The 23,797-nt window shown below is 67.4% G+C and carries 12 protein-coding genes; all 12 read left to right on the top strand.

The features are described 5' to 3' along the window. Window positions 1-31 precede the first annotated feature (31 nt). The 12 genes from FA87_RS08415 to FA87_RS08360 all read left to right on the top strand — a co-directional run bounded on the left by FA87_RS08415 (window position 32) and on the right by FA87_RS08360 (window position 23,793). The gene (locus FA87_RS08415) at window positions 32-6,808 is read left to right on the top strand and encodes a polyketide synthase (protein WP_239709012.1); all 6,777 of its coding nucleotides are present in this window, start codon (window positions 32-34) and stop codon (window positions 6,806-6,808) included. After that, window positions 6,805-13,182 carry a non-ribosomal peptide synthetase gene (locus FA87_RS08410; RefSeq protein WP_052191220.1) on the top strand — a complete coding sequence of 2,126 codons (6,378 nt, stop codon included), beginning with the start codon at window positions 6,805-6,807 and terminating at the stop codon, window positions 13,180-13,182. Before FA87_RS08415 ends, FA87_RS08410 begins: the two co-directional genes overlap by 4 nt. Next, a complete protein-coding gene (locus FA87_RS08405; protein ID WP_043693797.1) occupies window positions 13,179-14,309 on the top strand; it encodes a glycosyltransferase family 2 protein in 1,131 nt (376 codons plus the stop codon). Before FA87_RS08410 ends, FA87_RS08405 begins: the two co-directional genes overlap by 4 nt. Then, complete coding sequence (locus FA87_RS08400) at window positions 14,303-15,412, top strand: polysaccharide deacetylase family protein (protein WP_036113519.1); 1,110 nt, start codon at window positions 14,303-14,305, stop codon at window positions 15,410-15,412. Before FA87_RS08405 ends, FA87_RS08400 begins: the two co-directional genes overlap by 7 nt. After that, complete coding sequence (locus tag FA87_RS08395) at window positions 15,400-16,662, top strand: O-antigen ligase family protein (RefSeq protein ID WP_043693794.1); 1,263 nt, start codon at window positions 15,400-15,402, stop codon at window positions 16,660-16,662. The genes FA87_RS08400 and FA87_RS08395 overlap by 13 nt, the downstream gene beginning before the upstream one ends. Continuing rightward, a complete protein-coding gene (locus FA87_RS08390; RefSeq protein WP_043693791.1) occupies window positions 16,659-18,014 on the top strand; it encodes a phenylacetate--CoA ligase family protein in 1,356 nt (451 codons plus the stop codon). The genes FA87_RS08395 and FA87_RS08390 overlap by 4 nt, the downstream gene beginning before the upstream one ends. Then, window positions 18,011-19,132, top strand: a complete 1,122-nt coding sequence (locus tag FA87_RS08385) for a glycosyltransferase (protein WP_043693788.1) — start codon at window positions 18,011-18,013, stop codon at window positions 19,130-19,132. The genes FA87_RS08390 and FA87_RS08385 overlap by 4 nt, the downstream gene beginning before the upstream one ends. Continuing rightward, a complete protein-coding gene (locus tag FA87_RS08380; protein WP_081996519.1) occupies window positions 19,129-20,340 on the top strand; it encodes a glycosyltransferase family 4 protein in 1,212 nt (403 codons plus the stop codon). Before FA87_RS08385 ends, FA87_RS08380 begins: the two co-directional genes overlap by 4 nt. A 53-nt stretch (window positions 20,341-20,393) precedes the next feature. Then, window positions 20,394-20,975 (top strand): polysaccharide deacetylase family protein, encoded by a 582-nt coding sequence (locus FA87_RS08375; RefSeq protein ID WP_239709010.1) that lies wholly within the window; start codon window positions 20,394-20,396, stop codon window positions 20,973-20,975. Then, window positions 20,972-22,132, top strand: coding sequence for a glycosyltransferase family 4 protein (locus FA87_RS08370; RefSeq protein WP_043693782.1), 1,161 nt, complete (start codon window positions 20,972-20,974; stop codon window positions 22,130-22,132). The genes FA87_RS08375 and FA87_RS08370 overlap by 4 nt, the downstream gene beginning before the upstream one ends. 2 nt (window positions 22,133-22,134) lie before the next feature. Further along, complete coding sequence (locus FA87_RS08365) at window positions 22,135-23,319, top strand: hypothetical protein (RefSeq protein WP_052191219.1); 1,185 nt, start codon at window positions 22,135-22,137, stop codon at window positions 23,317-23,319. A 105-nt stretch (window positions 23,320-23,424) separates the two neighbouring features. Continuing rightward, the gene (locus tag FA87_RS08360; RefSeq protein WP_043693781.1) at window positions 23,425-23,793 is read left to right on the top strand and encodes a hypothetical protein; all 369 of its coding nucleotides are present in this window, start codon (window positions 23,425-23,427) and stop codon (window positions 23,791-23,793) included. Window positions 23,794-23,797: the final 4 nt, after the last annotated feature.

Below are 23,797 nucleotides of genomic sequence, written 5' to 3'. Positions count from 1 at the left end.
CGCCGGACGTCCACCTGCGCAGGGCATGGTCATGAATGATGCGATTTTCCCCGATACTCCCGATACCACGGTACATGCGCGCTTCGTGCGTATTGCCGCGCTCTATCCGCAACATCTGGCCGTCGCTTCCGACGAACTGAGCCTGAGTTATGCCGAACTGGACGCGCAAAGCGATCGGGTCGCCGCCGGGCTGAGATCCGCCGGCGTTGAATCCGGGAGCTATGTCGCGTTACTGATGGAGCGATCGGCGGAAGCGATCGTTGCGATCCTTGGCGTGTTGAAGGCGGGTGCGGCCTACCTGCCGATCGATGGTTCGTGGCCGGAGGATCGCATTCGCTTCGCGCTGACGGACGCGGACGTCGCCGCCGTGATCGCGGATCGGCCCGGGGCGCCGGGCTTGGATGAGATTCCGGTGTTTGGTTTGCGGGATCTTGTGGGTGGCTCGGCTAGCGGTCGCGCGCAGGGCGCGCTCCTACAGGAGAGCTCGCTGGCTTATTGCATGTTTACCTCGGGGTCGACGGGGAAGCCGAAGGGCGTGGAGATCCGGCATGAGTCGATTCTTCGGCTGGTGCTGAAGTCCCATTATCTCGACTTCGACGCCCTGAAAATGCTACATGCGGCGCCGCTGGGTTTCGATGCGTCGACGCTGGAGATCTTCGGGCCGCTGTTGAACGGCGGCACCTGTGTGGTTTATGGAGACCGGGTTCCGACAGGCTGCGGCATCGCGCGCGCCGTCGAACGACACGGTGCCGAGGTGGCCTGGCTGACCGCGGCCTTGTTCAACGCGATCGTCGATGACGATGCATCGCATCTTGCCGGGCTGCGCTGCGTCCTTACAGGTGGCGAAGCCTTATCCGTGCCTCATGTGCGCAGGGCGCTCGCGGCTCTCCCGGCGACCACGCTGATCAATGGCTACGGCCCGACCGAATGCACCACATTCGCTACGACCTATCGCATTCCGCGTGACCTTCCGGGGGATGCCGGTGCGATTCCCATCGGGCGCGCGATCGGCGAGACCTCGCTGCATGTGTGGAACGAACAGGGTGAACCGGTGGCCGACGGGGACATCGGTGAGCTGTATATCGGTGGCTCGGGCGTCGCCAGCGGTTACCTCAACCGCCCCGAGCTGACGGCCGAGCGCTTTGTCTCATCGAAGCACGGAACGCTTTACCGCACGGGCGATCTGGCTCGCTTTCTTCCCGATGGGAATCTCGCCTTCATAGGACGGGCCGATGGGCAGGTGAAGATTCGCGGATACCGGATCGAGTGTGGTGAGGTGGAGTTCGCATTGCGTGCGTTGCCTGGGGTGGCTAACGCGGCCGTGGTGGCTCGCGAGGATGAGCCAGGGGATCGGCGGTTGGTGGCTTATTACGTGGTGGGAGGTGACCGCATCTCCGATCGCGAGCAGGCTCGCTCCTACCAAAGCCAGGGCCCGGGCAGCGCCGCACGTGCTCTGCGCGACCAGCTCAGCGTCCTATTGCCGGCTTACATGATTCCGACGGCGTGGGTGCGGATGGATGCACTGCCGATCAATGGCAATGGCAAGCTGGACCGGCATGCCCTGCCCGCCCCGGATCGTTCGCGTCCCGAACTGGCCGCCACCTTTGTCGCACCGCGTGGCGATGTCGAACGCGCGCTGTGCGATCTTTTCGCCGCGACGCTCGGCGTGGAGCGCGTGGGCCGCGACGACAATTTCTTCGACCTCGGCGGCAATTCGCTGCTGGCGACGCGCGTCATGACGCGCATCCACAACGAGTTGTCCGCTGTCCCGACCCTCGTCGGTTTCTTCGCGGAACCCACGCCCGCCGCCGTCGCCGCGGTGATCGGGGGGCGAACCTCGCGGCACGCACTGTCGAGCCGGCTCGCCAGCGGTACGTCGACGGCAGGCGAGCCGGTGGCGATTATCGCTATGGCCGGCCGGTTTCCGGGCGCGCCCGACGTGGAGTCGTTCTGGGACAACCTGTGCGAAGGTCGCGAAACGATCCGCTTCTTCGCGCCCGACGAACTCGATGCCGCGATACCTGCCTCGGAGCGCGACGATCCAGGCTACGTGCCGGCGCGCGGCGTCCTCGACGGCGTGGGCGACTTCGACGCCTCGTTCTTCGGCATGTCGCCGCGCGAAGCCGAGCTGACCGACCCGCAGCAGCGCCTCTTCATGGAACTGTGCTGGGAGTGCATGGAACGCGCCGGCTATGTACCGGATGGGCAGGAGGCACCCGTCGGCATCTTCGGCGGTATGCACAATGCGACGTACTTTCAGAAGCACATCAGCGGCCGCCCCGACCTGATCGAAAAGCTCGGTGCCTTCCAGGTGATGCTGGGCAACGAAAAGGATTACGTCGCCTCGCGTGTCGCGCACAAACTCAATCTCACCGGGCCGGCCATCAGCCTCAACACGGCCTGCTCCACGTCACTGGTGGCGATCGTGCAGGCGTTCGACGCACTGCGCGCCGGTCGCTGCGCTATGGCGCTGGCCGGCGGTTCGTCGATAGCCTGCCCGCCGAACAGCGGTTACCTTGCGCAGGAGGGCTCGATGCTTTCGCCCGACGGCCATACGCGGACGTTCGATGTGAACGCACAGGGCACGGTGTTCAGCGATGGCGCGGCGGTCGTTCTACTAAAGCGGCTGTCGGACGCGGTGCGCGACGGCGACCCCATTTACGCCACCATTCGCGGCGCGGCGGTGAACAACGATGGCGCGGTCAAGGCCAGCTTCACCGCGCCCAACGCCGCGGGCCAGGCAGCCGTCATCACGATGGCGCTTAACGACGCCGGCGTGGCCGCGCGTGATATTTCGTACATAGAAGCCCATGGTACGGCCACGCCACTGGGCGATCCCATCGAGATCGAAGGACTCACCGAGGCCTTCCGGCAGACCACGAACGATACGGGCTTCTGCGCGATCGGGTCGCTGAAGAGCAACGTCGGCCACCTGGTCATGGCCGCCGGGGCGGCCGGCGTCATCAAGACGGCCCTGGCGCTGAGCGAGCGTCGTCTCCCGCCGTCGCTGCATTTCACCGCCCCCAATCCCCGGCTCAATCTCGCGGCGTCGCCGTTCGTCGTCAACGATACGCTGCGGCCGTGGCAGAGCGCCGGTCCGCTGCTGGCCGGCGTCAGTTCGTTCGGCGTGGGCGGGACGAATGCCCACGTGATCCTTGGCGAAGCGCCGGCGCGTGCACCGTCGGATGCCGCGACCGGCCCGCAGTTGCTGACCTTGTCCGCACGCACGCCGGCCGCCCTCGCCGCCGCCGCGGCGCGGCTGGCCGACCACATCGCCATGCATCCGGACAGCAATCTCGCCGACACGGCCTGGACATTGGCCAGCGGCCGCAAATCTTTCGGACAGCGTACTCACGTCGTCGCGGTGTCCCATGGCGAAGCCGAAGCGCAGCTTCGTGACGTGGCAGCTGCCGCGATCTGCCGTACCAGCAGCGATCCGTCGCCCGGCGTCGTATTTCTGTTCCCTGGCCAGGGCTCGCAGTACGCCGGCATGGGTCGCGAACTGCATGCGACGGAGCCGGTGTTCCGTGCGGCACTGGACGAGGTCACCTGCGCCTTGCGCGACGAACTGGGCTTCGATCTCCGGGAGCGGATGTTCGACGACGATGCGGATGCCCTGAAGGCGACGGCACTCACGCAGCCTGCGACGTTTGCGCTTGAATACGCGCTCGCCCGCCTGTGGATGAGCCTGGGTGTCCATCCCGTCGCCCTGATCGGGCACAGCGTAGGCGAGTTCACCGCGGCCGCACTGGCAGGTGTGATGCCGCTGGCCGAGGCCGCGCGCCTCGTCGCGCGTCGCGGGCGAATGATGCAGGCGTTGCCCGCAGGCAGCATGCTTTCGGTTCGTCTGGGAGCGGCGGAACTGCGTGCGCGGCTTCCGGGCACGTTGTCCCTTGCAGCGGAGAATGCGCCTAACGCGAGCGTCGTTTCAGGGCCCTACGGCGAGATCGAGGCGTTCCGGGCCGAACTCGACGTGGAAGGGATCGCTTGCCGCCTCCTGCACACCTCGCACGCGTTCCACTCGGGCATGATGGATCCGGTGCTCGACGCGTTTCGTGCGGAGGTCGCGGCCGTGCCGCTTTCCTCGCCCACCATCGCTATCGTGTCGACACTGACCGGCGTCCCGCTGACCGACGCCGAGGCGACCTCACCCGACTACTGGACGCGTCATCTGCGTGAGAGCGTGCGGTTCTCGCCGGCGCTTCTGCATGCACTCGAAGACACCTCGGCGGCCTTTCTCGAAGTCGGTCCCCGGCCGAGCCTCGCGGTGCTGGGTCGCCAGCATGCACAGGCACGCGGTCGCACGATCGTTCCGAGTCTGGGGGATGGCCCTTCCGATGAGCGCGCCGCCCTGCTTGGCGCCGCCGGTGCGCTGTGGAGCGCAGGCGTGACGGTTGCCGTCGCGGCGCTCGACCACCGTGCGCAACGGCGGCGTGTGCGTTTGCCGACGTATCCGTTCGAACGGAAGCGGCACTGGGTGGAGGCGCGGGTGGCGGCCTCGGTGACGGCGATCGCGGCGGGGGTGTCGCTTTCGCAGGTTGCCGCCGGCATGGCAGGCATCGCACAGCCATCCGACGCACCGCCCCCCGTAGGAGCGCGCCCCGCGCGCGACCCGGACACCACCTCGCCAGACCAGTCAGATCACCACGACATCGTCTCGCCCCAGTCCCTGGAGCTCTCCATGCCCAATTCGCCCGTATCCGCCCGGCCCCAGCGCCTTGTCAGTGAGCTGCTCGCCTTGTTCGAGGATGTGTCGGGGGCTGAACTCGAGGGCGTCGATCCTGCGTCGAACTTCGTCGAGCTGGGGCTCGACTCGCTGTCGCTGACCCAGGTGGCGTTGCAGCTGCAGAAGACATACGCGTTGAAGATCACCTTCCGCGAATTGATGGATGGGTGTTCGTCGTTTGAAAGTCTGGCGGCGCATATCGACCGGTTGTTGCCGGCTGAGGCAGTGGCGGCGCCCGATGCAAAGGCTGTTGCAGGAGCCAGCGCGGCTGGCGACGGGTCTGGCGGCAAGCTGGCCAGCTTTGCCGGATCGCCAGCGGGGCTGGCTCCTACCGGAGCGGCGGCGCTGAGCACCGCCGGGGCTGGACTGGTGCAGGACATCATTGCCCAGCAGATGCAGATCATGCGGGAGCAGTTGGCGTTGCTGGCGGGAACCGCAGGCCCTGTGGCAGTGCCAACCCCGGCTCCTGGCAGACCGCAAGCACCGAATGAGGCAACCGTGGCGGCCAACGACGGCGAAGAGGCCGCGCTTGCGCATACCACTTACGACGTCAGGAAGGCCTTCGGCGCCATCGCACGGATTCACCACGGCGGGACGGACCTCAGCGCCCGCCAGCGTGCGCGGCTGGATGCCTTCATGCGCCGGTACATCGAGCGCACCAAGGCCTCGAAGGCGTATACGGAAGAACACCGCCCACATCTGGCCGATCCGCGGGTGGTCAACGGCTTTCGCCCGCTGTTGAAGGAAATCATCTACCAGATCGTGATCGAGCGCTCCAAAGGCGCCAACGTCTGGGACCTCGATGGCAATCGCTACGTCGATGCGCTGAACGGCTTCGGCATGAACCTGTTCGGCTGGCAGCCGGACTTCGTGCTCGACACCGTGCGCAAGCAACTCGATGAAGGCTATGAGATCGGCCCGCAGCATCCGCTGGCCGGCATCGTGGCGAAGCAGGTCTGCGACCTCACCGGCTTCGATCGCGCGGCGCTGTGCAACACCGGTTCCGAGGCGGTCATGGGCTGCGTGCGGGTGGCGCGCACGGTGACCGGTCGCGACACCCTGGTCATTTTCACCGGTTCTTACCACGGCATCTTCGACGAGGTGATCGTTCGTGGCACGAAGAAACTGAAGTCCGTACCGGCCGCGCCGGGCATCCTGCGCAACACCTCCGAACATGTGTTGGTCCTCGACTACGGCACACCGGAATCGCTGCGGATCATCCGCGAGCGTGCTCATGACATCGCCGCGGTACTGGTCGAGCCGGTGCAGAGCCGTCGTCCGGACTTCCAGCCGGTGGAGTTCCTGCAGGAGCTGCGCGCGATCACCGAAGAGGCAGGCTCGCTGCTGATCTTCGACGAGGTGGTCACCGGATTCCGTGCCCATCCGCGCGGTGCGCAGGCCGTGCTAGGTATCGATGCCGATATGGCGTCGTACGGGAAGGTCGTCGGTGGCGGTTTCCCCATCGGCGTCATCGCGGGCAAGCGTCGTTTCATGGATGCGCTGGATGGCGGTCACTGGCAGTTCGGCGACGACTCGACGCCGACCGTCGGCGTCACCTATTTCGCGGGCACCTTCGTACGCCACCCGCTGGCCCTCGCCGCCGCACATGCCGTGCTCACGCATCTCACGAAGGAAGGCGGCCAGCTGCAGGCCACGCTCAACGCGAAGGTCGCCGCCATGGTGGGCGAGCTCAACGCGTTCTGCGCAAGCGTCGGGGCACCGGTGCACGTCGTGCACTTCGCCTCGGTGTGGAAGACCACGTTCACCGAAGACCACCCGTTGCAGGATCTGCTGTTCGCGATGATGCGAAGCCGCGGCATCCACATCCTCGACAACTTCCCCTGTTTCTTCACCACCGCGCACGGTGAGGCGGACTTCGCCGCCATTGCCACCGCGTTCCGCGAATCGATTCTCGAAATGCAGGAAGCCGAATTCCTGCCCCGCCGCCGCGAGACCGCGTCCTTCGATGCCGAGCGTCCGCCCATAGCGGGCGCACGCCTGGGCAAGGACCCCGAAGGCCGTCCCGCCTGGTTCGTTCCCAACCCGGACGCGCCGGGCAAGTACCTGAGGGTGACCGCATGACGCCCAATGAGCTGGCCGCCGCCACAGCGGTCGACTACGATCCGTTCGCCGCCGCGCCGCTCTCGCACGTGCTGCCGACGACCGAGCCCCAACGCGAGGTGTGGCTGGCATCCCGGCTGGAGCCGGAAGCCTCGCTGGCGTACAACGAAGCGGTCTCGCTGACCTTCAAGGGCTTGCTCGACGTGCCGGCCCTCATGGGGGCACTACAGGCGGTCGTCGACCGTCATGAAGCCCTCAGAGCCACACTCAGCCGGGACGGCGAGGAGCTGTTCGTGGCCGACCACACGACGCTGCCCATCGCGAGCCACGACCTTTCGCCGCTGCCACCGTTCGAGAGCGACGCACGTTTGCAGGCAGCATTCTCGCGCATCGTTACGACACCCTTCGATCTCGAACACGGCCCACTGGTCAGGGCGGAGATCTTCCGCCTTGCCGCCGACCGCCATCTGCTGACCCTCGCCGCACACCACATCGTGTGCGACGGCTGGTCGTTCGGCGTGATCGTCCGCGATCTCGCCGCGCTTTACGCGCAACGCCTCGGCAAGGGCCCCGGCCCGGCACCGGCGGGCGCGTTCTCGAACTTCGCGTTGGCCGAGGCGGCGCACGGCGGCAGCGGCACGGCTCGCGAGGACGAACAGTACTGGCTGGGCCGCTTCGCCGGCACGCTTCCCGTACTGGACCTCCCCGTGGACCGGCCCCGCCCCCGCCGTCGTACGTTCACCTCACGGCGCGAAGACCGTCTGCTGGACGCCATGGACGTGGAGGCGATCAGGCGCCTGGCTGCGACACACCGGGCCAGCTTCTACGCCACGCTGATCGCGGGCTTCGCCGTCCTGCTCCGCCGCATCGCGGGGCAGGACGATGTCGTGATCGGCATACCATCGGCGGGTCAGGCCAGCGAAGGGCTGGATACCCTGGTGGGTCACTGCGTCAACGTGCTACCCCTGCGCGCCCGGATCCACGATGCCGCGAGCTTCGCGGACGTCCTCGGCAACGTGCGCGGCGACCTTCTCGATGCATTCGATCATCAGCGCTATACGCTGGGCAGCCTGCTCGCCCGGCTCTCGCTGGCACGCGATCCGTCCCGGCTGCCGCTGGTCTCCGTGCTGTTCAACCTCGATGCGCAACTCGACGAGACCAGCGCGCCGTTCCCGGACCTTCGTTTCGACGTGGACGCCATTCCTCGCGAGTTCGAGAACTTCGAACTGTTCGTCAATGCCGTGCAGGTCGAGGGCGGACTCCGTCTGGAGTGCCAGTACAACGCCGACCTGTTCGACGCAGCCACGATACAGGGCTGGCTCGACGCCTATGCCACCTTGCTGCGTCACGCGGCGCATGCGCCCACGACCGAAGCGATCGCACTGCCGGTCGTCTCGGACGCCGTCTATCGCGAACTCGCCGGTCTGCAACCGGCACCGACGCCGTTTCCGGAACTGCGCCTCGCGCACGAGTTCTTCGAGCAGCAGTGCGACCGCGCGCCGGAGCGCATCGCCGTACGTCATGCCGACCGTACGCTGACCTATGCGGCGCTGGAGTCACGGTCCAATCGCATCGCCAACGCACTGCGCGCCCGCGACGTCGGTCACGGTGCCCTGGTCGGGCTGTCGCTCGGCCGCGGACTCGACATGCTGGCCTCCGTGCTGGGCGTACTCAAATCCGGTGCGGGCTATGTGCCCCTCGACCCCGCCTTCCCCGCCGAACGCCTGGCCTTCATGGCCGAGGACGCGCGGCTTGCCGCGTTGGTTGTCGATGACGAAACACCCCTGGCGTTCGAGTTCGATGCACGCCGCGTCATCGCACTGAACAGCGACGAGGTGGTCCACGCGTCGTTCGACCGCCCCGCACGCGACCGTCGCGCGGGCACACCGGATTCCGTGGCCTATGTGATCTTCACCTCCGGATCGACCGGACGGCCGAAGGGTGTGCGCGTACCGCACCGCGCGGCCGCGAACTTCCTCACCAGCATGCAGCGTGTGCCGGGCATCGCGCCGGACGACCGTCTGGTCGCCGTGACCACCCTGTCGTTCGATATCGCCTTCATGGAAATGATGTTGCCGCTCACCAGCGGCGCCGAAGTCGTCATCGCCGGTCGCGACGACGTGCGCGATGGCGAACAGCTGCGGCGCCTGATCGAGGACTGTGACGCCACGATGATGCAGGCCACGCCCGCCGGGTGGCGACTGCTGGTCGACGCGGGATGGCACGGGCGTCCCGCTTTCCGTGCCGTTTCCGGCGGCGAACCGCTGCCCGTCGATCTCGCCGAGGCGCTGCTGGACCGCTGTGGCGAGGTCTGGAACGGCTACGGCCCGACCGAGACGACGGTCTACTCCACCTACTGGCGTGTCTCCGATCCGCGCGAGGGAATCTACATCGGCCGCCCCATCGCCAACACCACGGTGCATATCCTCGACGAGCGCGGCCATCATTGCCCGCTCGGCGTGCCGGGCGAAATCCACATCGGCGGCGCGGGCGTCACCCTCGGCTATCTCGACCGCCCCGAACTCACCGCCGAGAAATTCATCGCCGATCCCTGGTCGGAGGCGCCCGACTCGCGTATGTACCGCACGGGCGATCGTGGCCGGTGGACAGCGAAAGGCGTCCTGGAACATCTGGGTCGTCTCGACTTTCAGGTGAAGGTGCGCGGCTATCGCATCGAGCCCGGCGAGATCGAAAGCGTGCTTGCCGACGTGCCCGCGGTCGCCCGCGCCGTCGTCATCGCGCGTGAAGACCGTCCCGGCGACGTACGCCTCGTGGCCTACGTAGTGGGCCGCGACGGCATCGTCCCGGAGGAGGAATCGCTACGGTCGTACCTGCGCTCGCGCCTGCCCGACTACATGCTGCCCCAGCACATCCTCGTGCTGGACAGCGTGCCGCTGCTGCCCAACGGCAAGACCGACCGCAAGGCGTTGCCGCCGCCGATCGCGCACTCCGTCGCGACACCGGGTGCGCGCGTCGCGCCGCGCAACGACGACGAGCGACGGGTCGCCCTCGCGATGGAAGCGGTGCTCTGCCTGCCCGACCTCGACGTGCGCGACGACTTCTTCGCGCTCGGAGGGCATTCCCTGCTGGCCGCGCAGCTCACGGCGAAGCTCAACCGCGAGTTCGGCGTGAGCCTGTCGTTCCGGACGCTGTTCGACGCTCCCACGATCGAGCAACTTGCCGCCGCCATCGGATCGCAGGTCGCCAGCGGCTCGGCGCCCGCCGCGGAGCCGATCGGCCACCGCAGCGATCAGCACCACGCGCCGCTGTCGCTGATGCAGCGCCGCCTGTGGGCGCTGGAGCGCATGCATCCCGGCCGGGTCACGTATAACGCGCCATCGGCGCACCGGCTTCGCGGTCGTCTGGACGAACATGCCTTCGACATGGCTTTCCAGGCCCTGATCCAGCGGCAGTCCAGCATGCGCACGGCGTTCCGCGACGTGGGCAACGACATCGTCCAGGTGATCGAGCCGCAACTGACGTACCCGCTGTTCCCGGCGGAGGATCTGAGTCACCTGCCGGACGAGGAGCGCGAGGCGACGCTGATGGCGCGTCTGCAGCAGCTGACGGACACGCCGTTCGACCTCCGCCGCGCACCGCTGTTCAGTGCGCGCCTGTTCCGCCTGGGCGATACCGAGCACGCGCTGTTCTTCATGCCGCACCACATCATCTGGGACGGCTGGTCGTTCGACATCCTGTACAACGAATTGTCGGCGCTGTATCGCAGCTTCGTGGCCGGTCTGCCCTCGCCACTACTCGCCCTCCCGGTAAGCTACGGCGACTTCGCCGAATGGCACGCGCACTGGCTGGAGTCCGCGGCGTTCCAGGCGCAGCTGGGCTTCTGGCGCGAACGTCTTGCACAGATGGGCGACGTCCGGGCGCTACCGACCGACCATCCGCGCCGGCCCGGCATGTCCGGACTGGGACGCACCGAGTGGATCCGCGTGTCGCGCGCCGAGACCGACGCCATGCACGACGTGGCACGGCAGGCCGACGCCACCCTCAACATGACGCTGCTCGCGCTGTACTTCGCGATGCTGTCCAGCTCGGCCGGGCAACGTGAACTCGTGGTCGGCACACCGGTCCGTGGCCGTAACCAGACCGAGGTCGAATCGGTCATGGGCTATTTCAACAATCTGCTGCCGCTGCACGTGTCGGTCGATCCCGCGCTGTCGTTCCTCGAGTTCGTCCGTCTGGTCAGGCGCAAGGCGATCGAGGCCTTCGGCCATCCGGACGTCCCCCTGGAATACCTGCAGCGTGAGCTCAAGATCGGACAAGGAGCGGGCGCCACGCTGTACCAGGCGCTGTTTTCGTTCCAGGACGCCCGCCAGCGTGCGGTCGACTGGGGCGGGCTGGAGCACGAGCAGATCCTGCTCTTCCAGAGTGGCGCCACGGAAGACCTCGGCCTGTGGTTCCTCGAGAGCCACGCCGGCATGGTCGGCGGCGTGACCTACAACGCCGACCTGCTACAGGCCGCCACGGCGCGGCTGATGCGCGAGCGGTACCTCGACATGATGCGTACGGTCGCCGCCGATCCCGCCATCGCGGTCGGCGCACTCACGGCCGCGACCCCGGCCGAGCGCGAGCGCATGCGTCACTGGAACGCGACGGATACCGACATCGTCCTGCCCGTCGACCTGTATGGCATGGTCGCGGCGGCGGCGAAGACGAACCCGGACGCGGTAGCGATCGTCCAGCATACGCGCACGCTCCGCTACGACGCCCTGCTGGAGCGTGCTTCACGGATCGCGGCGCTGCTGCACGAGCGGGGTGCGCATGCGGGCGAGGTCGTGGGCCTGTGCGTGAATCCGGGTGCGGACCGCGTGGCGGCCCTGCTCGCTATCGGACTGACCGGTGCGACGGCGCTGCTGCTCGATCGCGCCGACCCGGCGGCCCGCCTGCGCGACATCCTTGCCGACGCACGGGCCACGGTGATGGTGGGCGACGTGGCGCTCGAGGCCATGCTCGACTGGCCGCGCGCCTGTGCCGTGTGGCTCGACCTGCACGAGGGAGAAGCGGACGTCGCGACGTGGGACGTTGCGCCGTCTGCCGTGCGGCCCTCGCCCGACGATGCGGCGATCGCCTTTTACGCTCCGGATGTCGAGGGCAAGGCACGCGGTGCGGCGTTGTCGCATCGTGCGCTCGCCAACACGCTGCAGGCACTGGCCGGCACGTTGGGCGTGCGTCCCGGCAAGCGCATCGCCGGCGACGCGTCGCCTTCCGATGCGATGTCCGTCGTCGAGCCCCTGCTCGCGCTCGCCCACGGTGCCACCTGGTTCGAGCAGGACGCCCACGATCTCGCTCACGGACGCCTGGATGCCATGGACGTCTTCATCGCCACACCTGAAACCTGGCACGCAGTCGTGCGCAAGGGCTGGTCCGGCGATCCGGGCATGCGCGCCGTGGTCGCCGGGGGCCTGCCCACCGCCGAACTGGCCACGCATGTCGCGGGCGCCACCGCCGGCCTGTGGACCCTGTTCGGCGACGCCATGTCCGCGCCCGTCGCGGCATGCGGCCAGGTGGAACGCGCGGCCGACGCCCTGCACGAAGGCCGGCCGCTTGCCAACAGCGAGGCGTGGATCCTGGACGACGGCGGCGAACCCTGCCCCATCGGCGCGACGGGCCACGTTGCCATCGCCGGCCTCGCGCTCTCCATGCCTTTCGGCCACCGCACGCAGGCCGGTCGCCAGCCAGCCGACGGTCGGCTGGCCCGGACGGGATACCGCGGACGCTGGCTGGCCGACGGCCAGTTGCAGGTGCTCGAACGGGAGGACCGTCGCGTTCGCCGCCATGGTCTCGACGTCGAACCGGCGGCCACCGAAGCACTGACGCTCGCCCAGCCGGGCATCGTCCGCGCCATCGCCGTGCCGCGTCGCGACCGCGACGGTCTGACGCGCATCGACGTATACGCACTGGCCGCTCCGGGCTACTCGCCGGACACCGACGACCTGCGTGCCTCGCTCGCGACGTCCCTGCCGGCGTCCTCGATGCCGGCTCACATCACCATGCTGGACGCGCTGCCGCTGTTACCCACCGGCGAGCCGGATATCGCGTCGCTGCCGGTGCCCGACGACGGCGCGCCCGGTGGACACACGGTGGACAGTGAACCGCATACCGAGAGCGAGCGTCTCCTCGCCAGTGTCTGGCGGGAGCTGCTGGGCGTGGGCCGCGTCCGCACCAGCGACAACTTCTTCGATGTCGGCGGCCACTCCCTGCTAGCGGTCGACATGGCGCAGCGCGTGCAGAAGCTGAGCGGTATCCAGCTCAATCTGCTGGATATCGCCAACGGCACCCTCGGCACGCTTGCCGCCGAACTCGCCATCGCCACGCCCGCACCGGCGATCACGGCAAAGCGCGGCCTTTTCAGTCGCCTGCTCGGACGCACCACGCCATGACGCATCTCGCCTGGATCGTCTGCTGGACATCGGCCATCCTGCTGGTCCACGTCTTCGTGGGCTATCCGCTGTGGGTCTGGTTGCTCTCGCGCCTGCGCCCGCTCCCGGTGGCGAAACGCGGCATCCTGCCGACCGTGAGCATCGTCGTCGCCGTGCACGACGGCGCCGGGTTCATCCGCGCCAAGCTCGCCAGCCTGCAGCAACTCGATTACCCCGCCGAGCTGATCGACATCGTGATCGCCTGCGACGGTTGCCACGACGCGACCGTCCTGCTCGCGCGGCGTTCGACGGATCCACGGCTGACCGTGCTCGATTTCCCGAACCGTCGCGGCAAGGCCGCCTGCCTCAACGACGCCGTCGGGCTCACGCGAGGCGAGGTGCTGCTGTTCACCGATGTCCGCCAGAAACTCTCGCCGGTCGCCCTGAAGGAGCTGGTCGCCAACCTGGCCGACCCGACCGTCGGCGCGGTGGGCGGCGAACTGCACATGGAGAACGTGCGCACCGGCTTCGCCCAGGGTGTGGATTTCTACTGGCGTTACGAGAAAGGCATACGCCATGCGGAGGCCTTGTCCGGCTCGACCGTCGGCGTCAGCGGCGCGCTGTACGCCATGCGTCGCCACCTGTTCCGGCCGCTTCCCGCCGGTACCGTGCTCGACGACGTGCTGGTGCCGATGCGGGTCGCCGCTCAGGGCAAGCGTGTGGTGTTCGAACCCAGGGCGATGGCCTGGGACCAGCCGTCGCAGGGAGCGGAGGACGAGAAGCGCCGCAAGATCCGTACGCTCGCCGGCAATTTCCAGCTGATCCAGCTGGCGCCGTGGCTGCTGCTGCCCTGGCCCAATCCGCTGTGGTTCCGCTTCGTCAGCCACAAGGTGTTGCGGCTGCTGGCGCCATGGTTGCTCGTTGCACTCACCTGCAGCACCGGCCTGCTGGTGACACGGCATCCGATGTACGCGGTTGCGTTCGGCGGACTGGTCGTCTGTGCCGCCATGGTCGCGCTCGCGAAGTTCCGCCCCCCCCTGGGACGCTGGTTTCCGCTGCGTATCGCGCTGGCGTTCTTCTATCTCAACCTCTTCGCGGCGCAGGCGCTCGTTGCCTTCGCCCGTAACCGAAGGCTGCACTTATGGTGATCGATAGGCCCCTTCGTGGCGCACCCGGTATCCGGGGCAGACTCGGCGAACTCTGTTACTCCAGTGGCCTGCTGCATCCGTTGCAACGCGTACGGGCATGGTGGCAGCGCGACCTGCGCATCCTCGCCTATCACCGGGTGATGCCGCTGCCGGATCCGGATACCTACGAGTTCGACCTCGAACTGATCAGCACGCCGCCTGCGGAGTTCCGCGAGCAGATGATCCGGATCAGGAAGTTCTTCCGACCGATGCGGCTGACCGACATCGCCGCCGCGCTCGACGCTGGCGAGGCCTTGCCGCCGGATACGGTGGCGATCACCTTCGACGACGGCTACGACGACAACTACCGCATCGCGGCACCCATCCTCGATGAGGTGGGCGTGCCTGCGACCTTCTTCGTATCCACCGGACATCTCGATACCGGTCGCCCGTATGGATACGACTGGCTCGTCCACATGATTCTGGTGACCCGCGCGCCACGCCTGCAGTTGCCCGAACTCGGTATCGACATCGCCCTGCCGCCGGATCGCGCCTCCCGTCGACGCATCGCCGGCAACGTGCTGCTGCGCATGAAATGGCTCGACGCCCTGGGTCAGACCGCGATGACCGAACGGCTCGAGCAGGAATGGAACATGCCGTCCGCCGACGCGCGACCGCCCGACTGCCGTCCGATGACCTGGGACCAGGCCCGGGAGATGGAGGCCAGCGGCCACGAGTTCGGTTCGCATGGCGTGCATCACCGCATGCTGGCCCGGCTGCCGGAAGATGAAATGGAGCGCGAGATCCGGGCCTCGAAAGCGACGCTCGACCGCGAGCTGCGCCACCCGTCGATCCTGATGTCTTATCCGGTCGGCGGCGATCGTGCCTACAACGAAGCCGTGATCGCGGCCACACGCAATGCGGGGTTCCGGCTCGCGTGCAGCTATATCTGCGGCACCAACCCGGAGCCCAGCGAGAATCGCTACGCCCTGCACCGTCTGCCGGTGGAAGCGAACATGGGACCGGGCTGGTTCGCGGCGATGCTCGCGCTGCCGCAGCTCATGAGTTACCCCACCGCCGCACACGAAGCCACCGGACCACAGGCGCAACCATGTTCCCTCTGATCCTGGTCTATGTGGTGCTCACCATCATCCGGCCGCAGGATTACGTGCCGGGGCTGGATCTCGTGCCGATCCTGCCCGTGGTACTGATGCTGGCGTTCGGCGCGTGGCTGATCTCACGCGACAAGACCTTCCAGGCGCCGCAATTCATCATCCTCCCGGCCTTCCTGCTGATCCTGATGGTCTCGGAAGTCGCCAACGGATGGACCGGTGGCGCGGTCGACGAGCTCGCCAGGTTCGGCCCGGCCGTCATCGCGTTCTTCGTCCTCGGTGCCGCATGCAGCACGCAGAAGCGTGTGCGGACGGCGATGACCGTGTTCGTCATCTGCGCGGCGGTGCTCGCGCTGCACGGCATCGAACAGGCGAAGACCGGCATGGGCTGGACCGGCATCCCGATCGGCGAAGGCGGCCGCATCCAGTATGTCGGCATCTTCAACGACCCCAACGATCTCGGCCTGCTCTTCGCCGCCACGCTGCCGATGGCGATGTTTCTGGGCCGACCCGGTGCGGGCACGATGCGCCTTGTCTGGCTCGGTGCCGCCGCACTGCTTCTGTACGGGATACTGCTGACCAATTCGCGCGGCGCGATGCTTGCCGTGCTCGTCGTGGCTGGCTGCTACGTCTGGTACAAGCGCGGCATCGCGGTGGCCGGCGTACTCGGCATCATCGGCCTCACGGTGATGAAGCTGCTGTCATCGCGCATGGACGAGCTGGATGCCGGCGAGGAGTCCGCGGCCGGTCGCGTGGATGCCTGGTACGCGGGACTCGAGATGTTCCGCGACAACCCGATCTTCGGCGTCGGCGCCGGCAACTTCACCGAGTACAACGAGCTCACCGCTCATAACTCGTTCGTGCTGGTCATCGCGGAAACCGGGTTCGTCGGCTTCGTGTTGTGGCTTGCCTTCGTCGGGTATGGCTTCTGGATGATGTTGACCATCGTGCGGCATGTGCGCGTGCCCGGGAAGGACGCGGCCGTCGAAGCCGACTGGGCAACCGAGCGGCAGATGGCGCTGACCTTGCTGCTGTCGCTGTGCGGCCTGTTCGCCTCGGCGTTCTTCCTCAGCCGCAGCTACATGATCGTCATGTACCTCATCGCCGCCATGGTCGCCGGCCACTACGTGGGTGCGCGTCGCCGCTGGCCGGAGCTCCCCTTCTTCCGTCTGTCCGACGGCGGCTGGCGTTGGGTCCCCGCTGCGATGGGCACCATCGCGGGCTTCTTCGTCCTCGTGGCCGTCCTGTTGAGGACCGTATGAGCACCGTCTACGAAAACTTGCTTCGCCGCGTCGTCTGGCCCGCCTACGAAGGCGGCCTTCGTCGGCGGGATACGCCTCAACATATGCATGCCTATGAACGTGACCAGTGGCTGCCACCGGCGCGGCTCGAGGCGTTGCAGATGGACCGGCTGCGCTCGCTGCTGGACTGGTGCTGGCACGAGGTGCCCTACTACCGACGCCGCTGGACCGAGATCGGCATGCGGCCGGGCGACATCCGCAGCATGGCCGACTTCGCGACCCTACCCGTACTGACCAAGGCCGATATCCGCCACCATGCGGACGAACTGAAGGCGAGATCACTGAAAGACACCCTCGGCTACAAGGCGACGGGCGGCTCGACCGGCGAACCGCTGCGCTTCGGCTTCACCCGCGAGAGCAACGACCGCCGCGTCGCGGTGATGTGGCGTGGCTACGGCTGGGCCGGATCGCGTATGGGAAGGCGCACGCTGTTCCTCTGGGGTGGAGCGGTGGGCAGCCCCTCGACGGCGCACCGGATCAAGGACCGGATCTACAACGCGGTCTTCGCTCGCAAGCTGCTCGACAGCTTCCACATGAGCGAGGCCAACCTCGCCTCCTACGCGGAAGCCATCGACGCCTATAAGCCGGAAGTACTCGTCGGCTACGTCGGCCCGCTGGTACGTCTTGCCGAATGGCTGCTTGCTACCGGGCGACATATCGCGCGGCCTGCTTCGATCATCGGGGCGGCCGAGGCCCTGCACCCGTTTCAGCGCGAGATCATCGAACGCGCGTTCGGCGCACCGGCCTTCAACACCTACGGCTGCCGCGAGTTCATGCTGATCGCTTCCGAGTGCGAGCACCGCGACGGGCTGCATGTGAATGCGGACCACCTTGTGGTGGAGACCCTCGTCGATGGCCATCCGGTCACCCACGGCAGCGGCGAAGTAGCCATCACCGACCTGTTCAATCGCGGCATGCCCTTCATTCGCTACGTCAACGGTGACATGGCGACCCACGCCGAGCACCGCTGCCCATGCGGACGCGGCCTGCCCATGCTCGCGTCGGTCGACGGCCGCAAGCTCGATGCCATCCGCACCCCGGCCGGTCACGTTCTGCCGGGAGAATTCTTTCCGCACATGCTCAAGGACGTGCCGGGGCTGCAGCGCTTTCAGCTGGTACAACGCCGTCTCGACCGGCTCGATCTTTCCATCGTGCGTGGCGACGGCTTCGACGACGCCTCGCTCGCCTATATCCGTCGTGAAGTGGGCAAGGTCATCGGCGACAGCGCCGAACTGCACTGCCATTTCGTCGACGACATTCCGCTCACCCGCAGCGGCAAGTTGCGTGTCACCGTCTCGGAGCTTGCCTCGTGAACATCACGCACTTCGTCGAGAACCTCAACCGTGGCGGCCTCGAGCGCATGGTCATCGACCTGGTGAAGGCGCAGCACCGTCAGGGTGACAAGGTCCAGGTGGTCTGCCTGTTCGAGCGCGGCTCGCTGGCATGCGAGCTCGACAGGCTGGGTATTCCGGTACATGCCTGCGGCAAGAAGACGGGACTGGACCTCCGTGCGCTCGCGTGCGCACGGCAGTTCATCGCCGGGCACTACACCGAGGTGCTGCACACGCATAACGCGGTGGCGCACTACCAGGCGGTGCTGGCCAGCGCGGGTATGGGCATCCGCCAGGTGGTCAACACGCGCCATGGCATGGGCGGTGCCAACCGCAAGGGTGGCCGCCGCGAATGGTTGTTTCGCCGCGCCCTGAAGGCGACCGACGCAGTCGTGGCGGTATGCGAAGCCGCCCGCCGCGATGCGGTACGCCGCGGCGTCGCGCCGGCCAGGAAAACCTGCGTCGTGCCAAACGGCATCGTCGTCGAAGGCTTCGACGTGGCGTCCGACGCCATGCACGAACGCCTGACCAACCTGTTGAAGATTCCCGACGCCACCCGGATCATCGGCACCGTGGGACGGCTCAACTGGGCGAAGGATCAGGCCAGTCTGATCCGCGCGTTCCGCCTGGTGCGCCACAAGCGACCCGATACCGCGCTCGTGCTGATCGGCGACGGCGAGCTTCGCGAGACCTTACGCGCCTGCGCCTACGATGAAGGCGTCGCCGGCTGCGTGCATTTTCTCGGCGACCGCGACGACGTACGCGAACTGCTGCAGGGCCTGGACCTGTTCGTGCTGCCTTCGATCACGGAGGGCTACTCCATGGCGTTGCTGGAGGCCTGCGCCACCGGCCTGCCCATCGTCGCCACCGACGTCGGCGGCAACGCGGAGATCGTCAGCGATGGGGCGACGGGGAATATCGTGCCCGCCTGCGATCCCCCGGCACTGGCCGAAGCGATGCTCGGTCTGCTCCATGAATCGCAGCGCGCGTCGCGTCTGGGCCGTGCCGCGCGCGACTGGGTCGAGGCGCATGGCTCGCTCGACGCGATGGCGGCGCGCTATGGCCGCCTGTACTTCGGCGACAGGGAGGCCGTGACGTGAAAGTCCTCGTCCTGACCAACCTGTTCCCCACGCCGTGGGATCCGCGGCGCGGCACGTTCAACCGGCAGCAGTTCCAGCGCCTCGGCGAGCGTCACGACGTGGATGTACTCACCGCAGTGGAATTTCGCGAGCGCATGGCGGGGCGCCAGGGCGAAACGCGGGTGTCGGGCGTCCGCGAGGACTGGTTCACCTTTTATCACCCGCCGGGCTTCGGCCGCTTCCTCAACGCGTTGTGCTTCTTCGCCTGCGTCATGTGGCAGCGCGGACGCGAGATCCGTGCCGCGCGCTATGACGTCGTACTCGCCAGCTGGGCCTTCCCGGATGCGGTAGCCGGCGCGTGGATGGCGCGCCTGCTCGGTATTCCGTACGTGGTCAAGGTGCACGGCAGCGACCTCAACGTGCAGGCGGAGGCGCGTCTCCGGCGTCCGCAGATCCGGCAGGCCCTGCGTGGCGCGGCCGGCGTCGTCGCGGTCAGTCGCGCGCTCGCCGCGCGTGCGGTGTCGCTGGGCGCGCACGCCAACACCGTCGAGACGCTGTACAACGGGGTCGACACGCGGGTGTTTCATCGCGGCGATCGCACCGCCGCGCGGCTTCGGCTGGGGCTGCCGCCCGAGGTACCGCTCGTCCTTTACGTCGGCAACCTCAAGGCGACGAAGGGCTGCCACGATCTGATCGACGCCTTCCCGCAGCTGGTCGGGCGTCATCACGACGCACGTCTGGTCTTCGTCGGCAGCGGTGCGAGCCGCGCTCACCTCGAAGATCGCGCGGCGTCGCTGTGTTGCGCCACCGCCGTGCATTTCGAGGGCGCGGTAGACCACGCAGCCACCGCCGACTGGTTCCGTGCGGCGGATGTCCTCTGCCTGCCCAGCCACAACGAAGGCGTTCCCAACGTGATACTGGAAGCGATGGCCTGCGGCACGCCCATCGTCGCCACCCACGTGGGCGGCATCCCTGAAGTGGTCCCAAGGCACGCGGGTATCCTCGTTCCGCCCCATCAGCCGCACGAACTGGGAACCGCACTGATCGAAGCCCTGGAACGCCACTTCGACGCAACCGCCATCGCCGGCCATGCCGCCACCTTCCGCTGGGACGAAAACATCGACCGCCTCGAGCGCATCCTCACCCACGTCGCCCATGTGGGAGCGCGCCACGCGCGCGGCCCCCACCTCGCGGCACGCGCCCACCCTCGCCACCCGCCGACACCATGATCCGAAAACCCAGAAAACTCGAACTCCTCGGGCTTCTCCCCGAAACCCTGGTGATGACCCGGACACGCGACACCTGCCTGCGCTACCTCAGCTTCGACGACGGCCCCGAGCCAGGCCACACGCCGCGCCTGCTCGACACCCTCGCGAAGCACGGCGTCAAAGCCAGCTTCTTCCTTGTCGGCGAGAAGATCGAGCAGTACCCGGAGATCGTGCAGCGGATCGTCGCCGAGGGCCACATGATCGGCAATCACTCGTACAGCCACTGGTCTTTCAGCAACATGACCCTCACGAAACAGCTGGACGAGGTGTATCGCACCGACGCACTGCTGCGGCTGTTCGACGACCGCCCGCATCACCGGATGCGCCCACCCAGTGGTTACGTGGGCGCGCAGTTGCTGCTGCACTTCGCGCGGCGCAAGCGCAATCTGGTCTACTGGTCCTACGACAGTCTCGACTATCAGGACGCCCCGGTGGAAACCCTGATCGCCCGCCTGCGCAACGACCCGCCCGCGCCCGGCGACATCGTGCTCATGCACGACGACAGCGACAAGGCGGCCGAGGCACTCGACGTGATGCTGCCTGAGTGGCTGTCGCAGGGCTTCGGCTTCGCGGCGCTGGAAGGGTCGGCACCATGAACATCCTCTATCACCACCGCACGCGCGGTCGACACGTCGAGGGAGTGCACATCCGCGGCATCGTGCAGGCGTTGCGTGAGCTGGGGCACGACGTTTCCGTCATGTCGTTTCCGGGCGCCGATCCCGAGCGGGAGGTCGAGGACGCCTCGCCCGGTAAGCGCGGTCGCATCGCCACGCTGGTGACGCGACTGCCTGGCGTCGTCTTCGAGATGTTCGAGCTGCTTTACAACGTGGTGACGTGGTTTCGTATGGCACGCGCCTGGCGCAAGGCGCCGCCCGCACTGATCTACGAACGCTACTCCCTGTTCCTGTTCGCCACCATCTGGCTCGCACGCCGGCGCGGCATCCCCCTGGTGCTGGAGATCAACGACTCGGCGCTGGTCGACCGGGTGCGCCCGCTGACGATGAAAGGGCTGGCCCGGCGCATCGAGGGCTGGTGCCTGCGGCGTGCGACGGGACTGGTCTTCATCTCCACGTACTTTCGTGACGTCGCGCGCGGCGCATACGGCGCTATCGCCCCCAGTGTGGTCTCGCCCAATGCGGTCGACCTGCCGCGTTTCGATCCCTCGCGCTTCGATGTCGCCGCACTGCGCGCCTCGCGCGGCCTGACCGGCCGGGTGGTGTGCGGCCATATCGGCGCCTTCGCCCACTGGCACGGTGTGGATGGTTTCGTCGAAGCCATCGCCGGGCAGCTGGATGCCGTGCCGGAACTGGCCCTGGTCTTCGTCGGCGATGGCAAGACGCTGCCCGCGGTCCGGGCGCTGATCGCGGATCGCGGTCTGGCCGACCGGGTATTGCTGCCGGGTCGGGTGCCGCACGACGAGGTCGCCAGCTGGATCGCCTGTATGGACTATGCCGTGCTGCCGAATTCCAATCACTACGGGTCTCCCATGAAACTGTTCGAGTTCATGGGTATGGGTGTCGCGGTGGTCGCGCCCGACTATGCGCCGGTGGCGGAAGTGATCGCCGATGGCCGCACGGGCTGGCTGTTTCCGCACGGTGACGCCGCCGCCTGCGTCGAGCGCGTGCTCGCGCTGGCGCGCCATGCCGACGAACGCCAGCGCGTGGGCGACGCCGCCCGCGACTACATCGCCAGCGAGCGGCAGTGGCGCAACAACGCCGAACAGCTGCTCACCCTCGTCCCGGCCGGAGCCTGAATGTGATCGTCATCGCCCTGCTCGTCCTGCTCCTGCTGGTCGCGGCGGCGGTCACCGTGGCCATCCGCGCACGCAACATGCAGTACTGGCTGTGGGGCTATCTGACCCGGCGCAAGCCGCCGAAGGTGCAAGGACCGAAACACGTGCTGTTCTGCTTCGTCGACCATTTCGAGCCGAACTGGGGCCGTGTGGACATGGATACGCAGCGGCGTCGCGTGGACCGCTGGTGCAGCGATTATCGCGCACTGGCGGCGCGCCACCGCGACGCGGATGGCCGCGTGGCACAGCACAGTTTCTTCTACCCGGAAGAGGAATACGTCGAGGAACACCTCGACAAGCTGCAGTCGCTTTGCGCGGATGGCTACGGTGAGATCGAAATTCATCTGCATCACGACAACGATACGGAAGCGAATTTCGTCGCGACCATCGACCGCTTCAATGAGTTGCTTCATGAAAAGCACAACGCACTGCCCCGTGACCCAGTGACGGGACAGCTGCGCTTCGCCTTCATCCACGGTAACTGGTGCCTGGACAACTCACGCGCCGATGGCCGTTGGTGCGGCATCGACAACGAGCTGATCCTGTTGCGCGAGCTGGGTTGCTACGCGGACTTCACCCTGCCCTCCGCCCCCAGCGACACGCAGACGCGGATGTCCAATGCGATCTACTACGCCACCGACGACCCGCAGCGCTGCAAATCGCACGACACCGGCGTGCCGATGCGCGTGGGCGGCAAACCGAGTGGCGACCTGCTGATTATCCAGGGGCCGCTGGGCCTCAACTGGAAAGACCGGCGCTTCGGCGTCATCCCACGTATCGAGAACTCCGATGTGCGCAAAGGCTGCCCACCGACGCCCTCGCGTGTCGATCAATGGGTCGATACGGGCATCCACGTCGAAGGCCGCCCCGAGTGGGTCTTCGTCAAGGTGCACACCCACGGCACCCAGGAACGCGACATGGACACGCTGCTCGGCGCTCCTGCCGATGCCATGCACGACCACCTCGAGGCGGTCTACAACGATGGTGTGAACTACGTCCTCCACTACGTCACCGCCCGCGAGATGTACAACATCGCCAAAGCCGCCGAAGCCGGCCTCGCCGGCGACCCCGGCCGCTATCGCGACTTCGAGCTGCCGAAGCCGGGCAAGCAGCCGGTCGCCCACGAGACCGCCGCAACCACCGTGTAGGAGCGCGCCTGCGCGCGACCATCGCGCCGGCAACGCCACCCCCGACAGGCCGCCCCCACGGCTGAAATTGTCTAACAGCCGCGCCGTCCAGTAGCATCGCAATCCATGCATCTCGCCACGCCACGCCTGTTCACCCGACTTCGCCGCCATCGCGGCGTGTGGGTGCTCGCGCTGGCCGTGCTGCTGTTCAAGCTGACCATGGCGACGTTCTGCCTGCTCGACGGACCGACGGCCGCGTCCGTCGACACGGCGGGTGCCACGATCGCCGTCGCCACCAGCGACACCGCACCGGGCGATATCTGCGTTCTGAACGAAGGCGGCGGCTGCCACTGCAGCTGCGCCCATAACGTGGCCGTACCCTCGACGATGCCCGCCCTGCTCGCTGGCGTGCCGCACGTACACGTCACCGCGACGCTCCGTACCGGTGTGACGCCGACCTACGAGCGCTCCCCGCTCCGCCCCCCGATCGCCTGACGAA

Source organism: Luteibacter sp. 9133 (assembly GCF_000800155.1).
Taxonomy (GTDB): domain Bacteria; phylum Pseudomonadota; class Gammaproteobacteria; order Xanthomonadales; family Rhodanobacteraceae; genus Luteibacter; species Luteibacter mycovicinus.
This window is presented reverse-complemented; position numbering and strand designations above follow the sequence as displayed.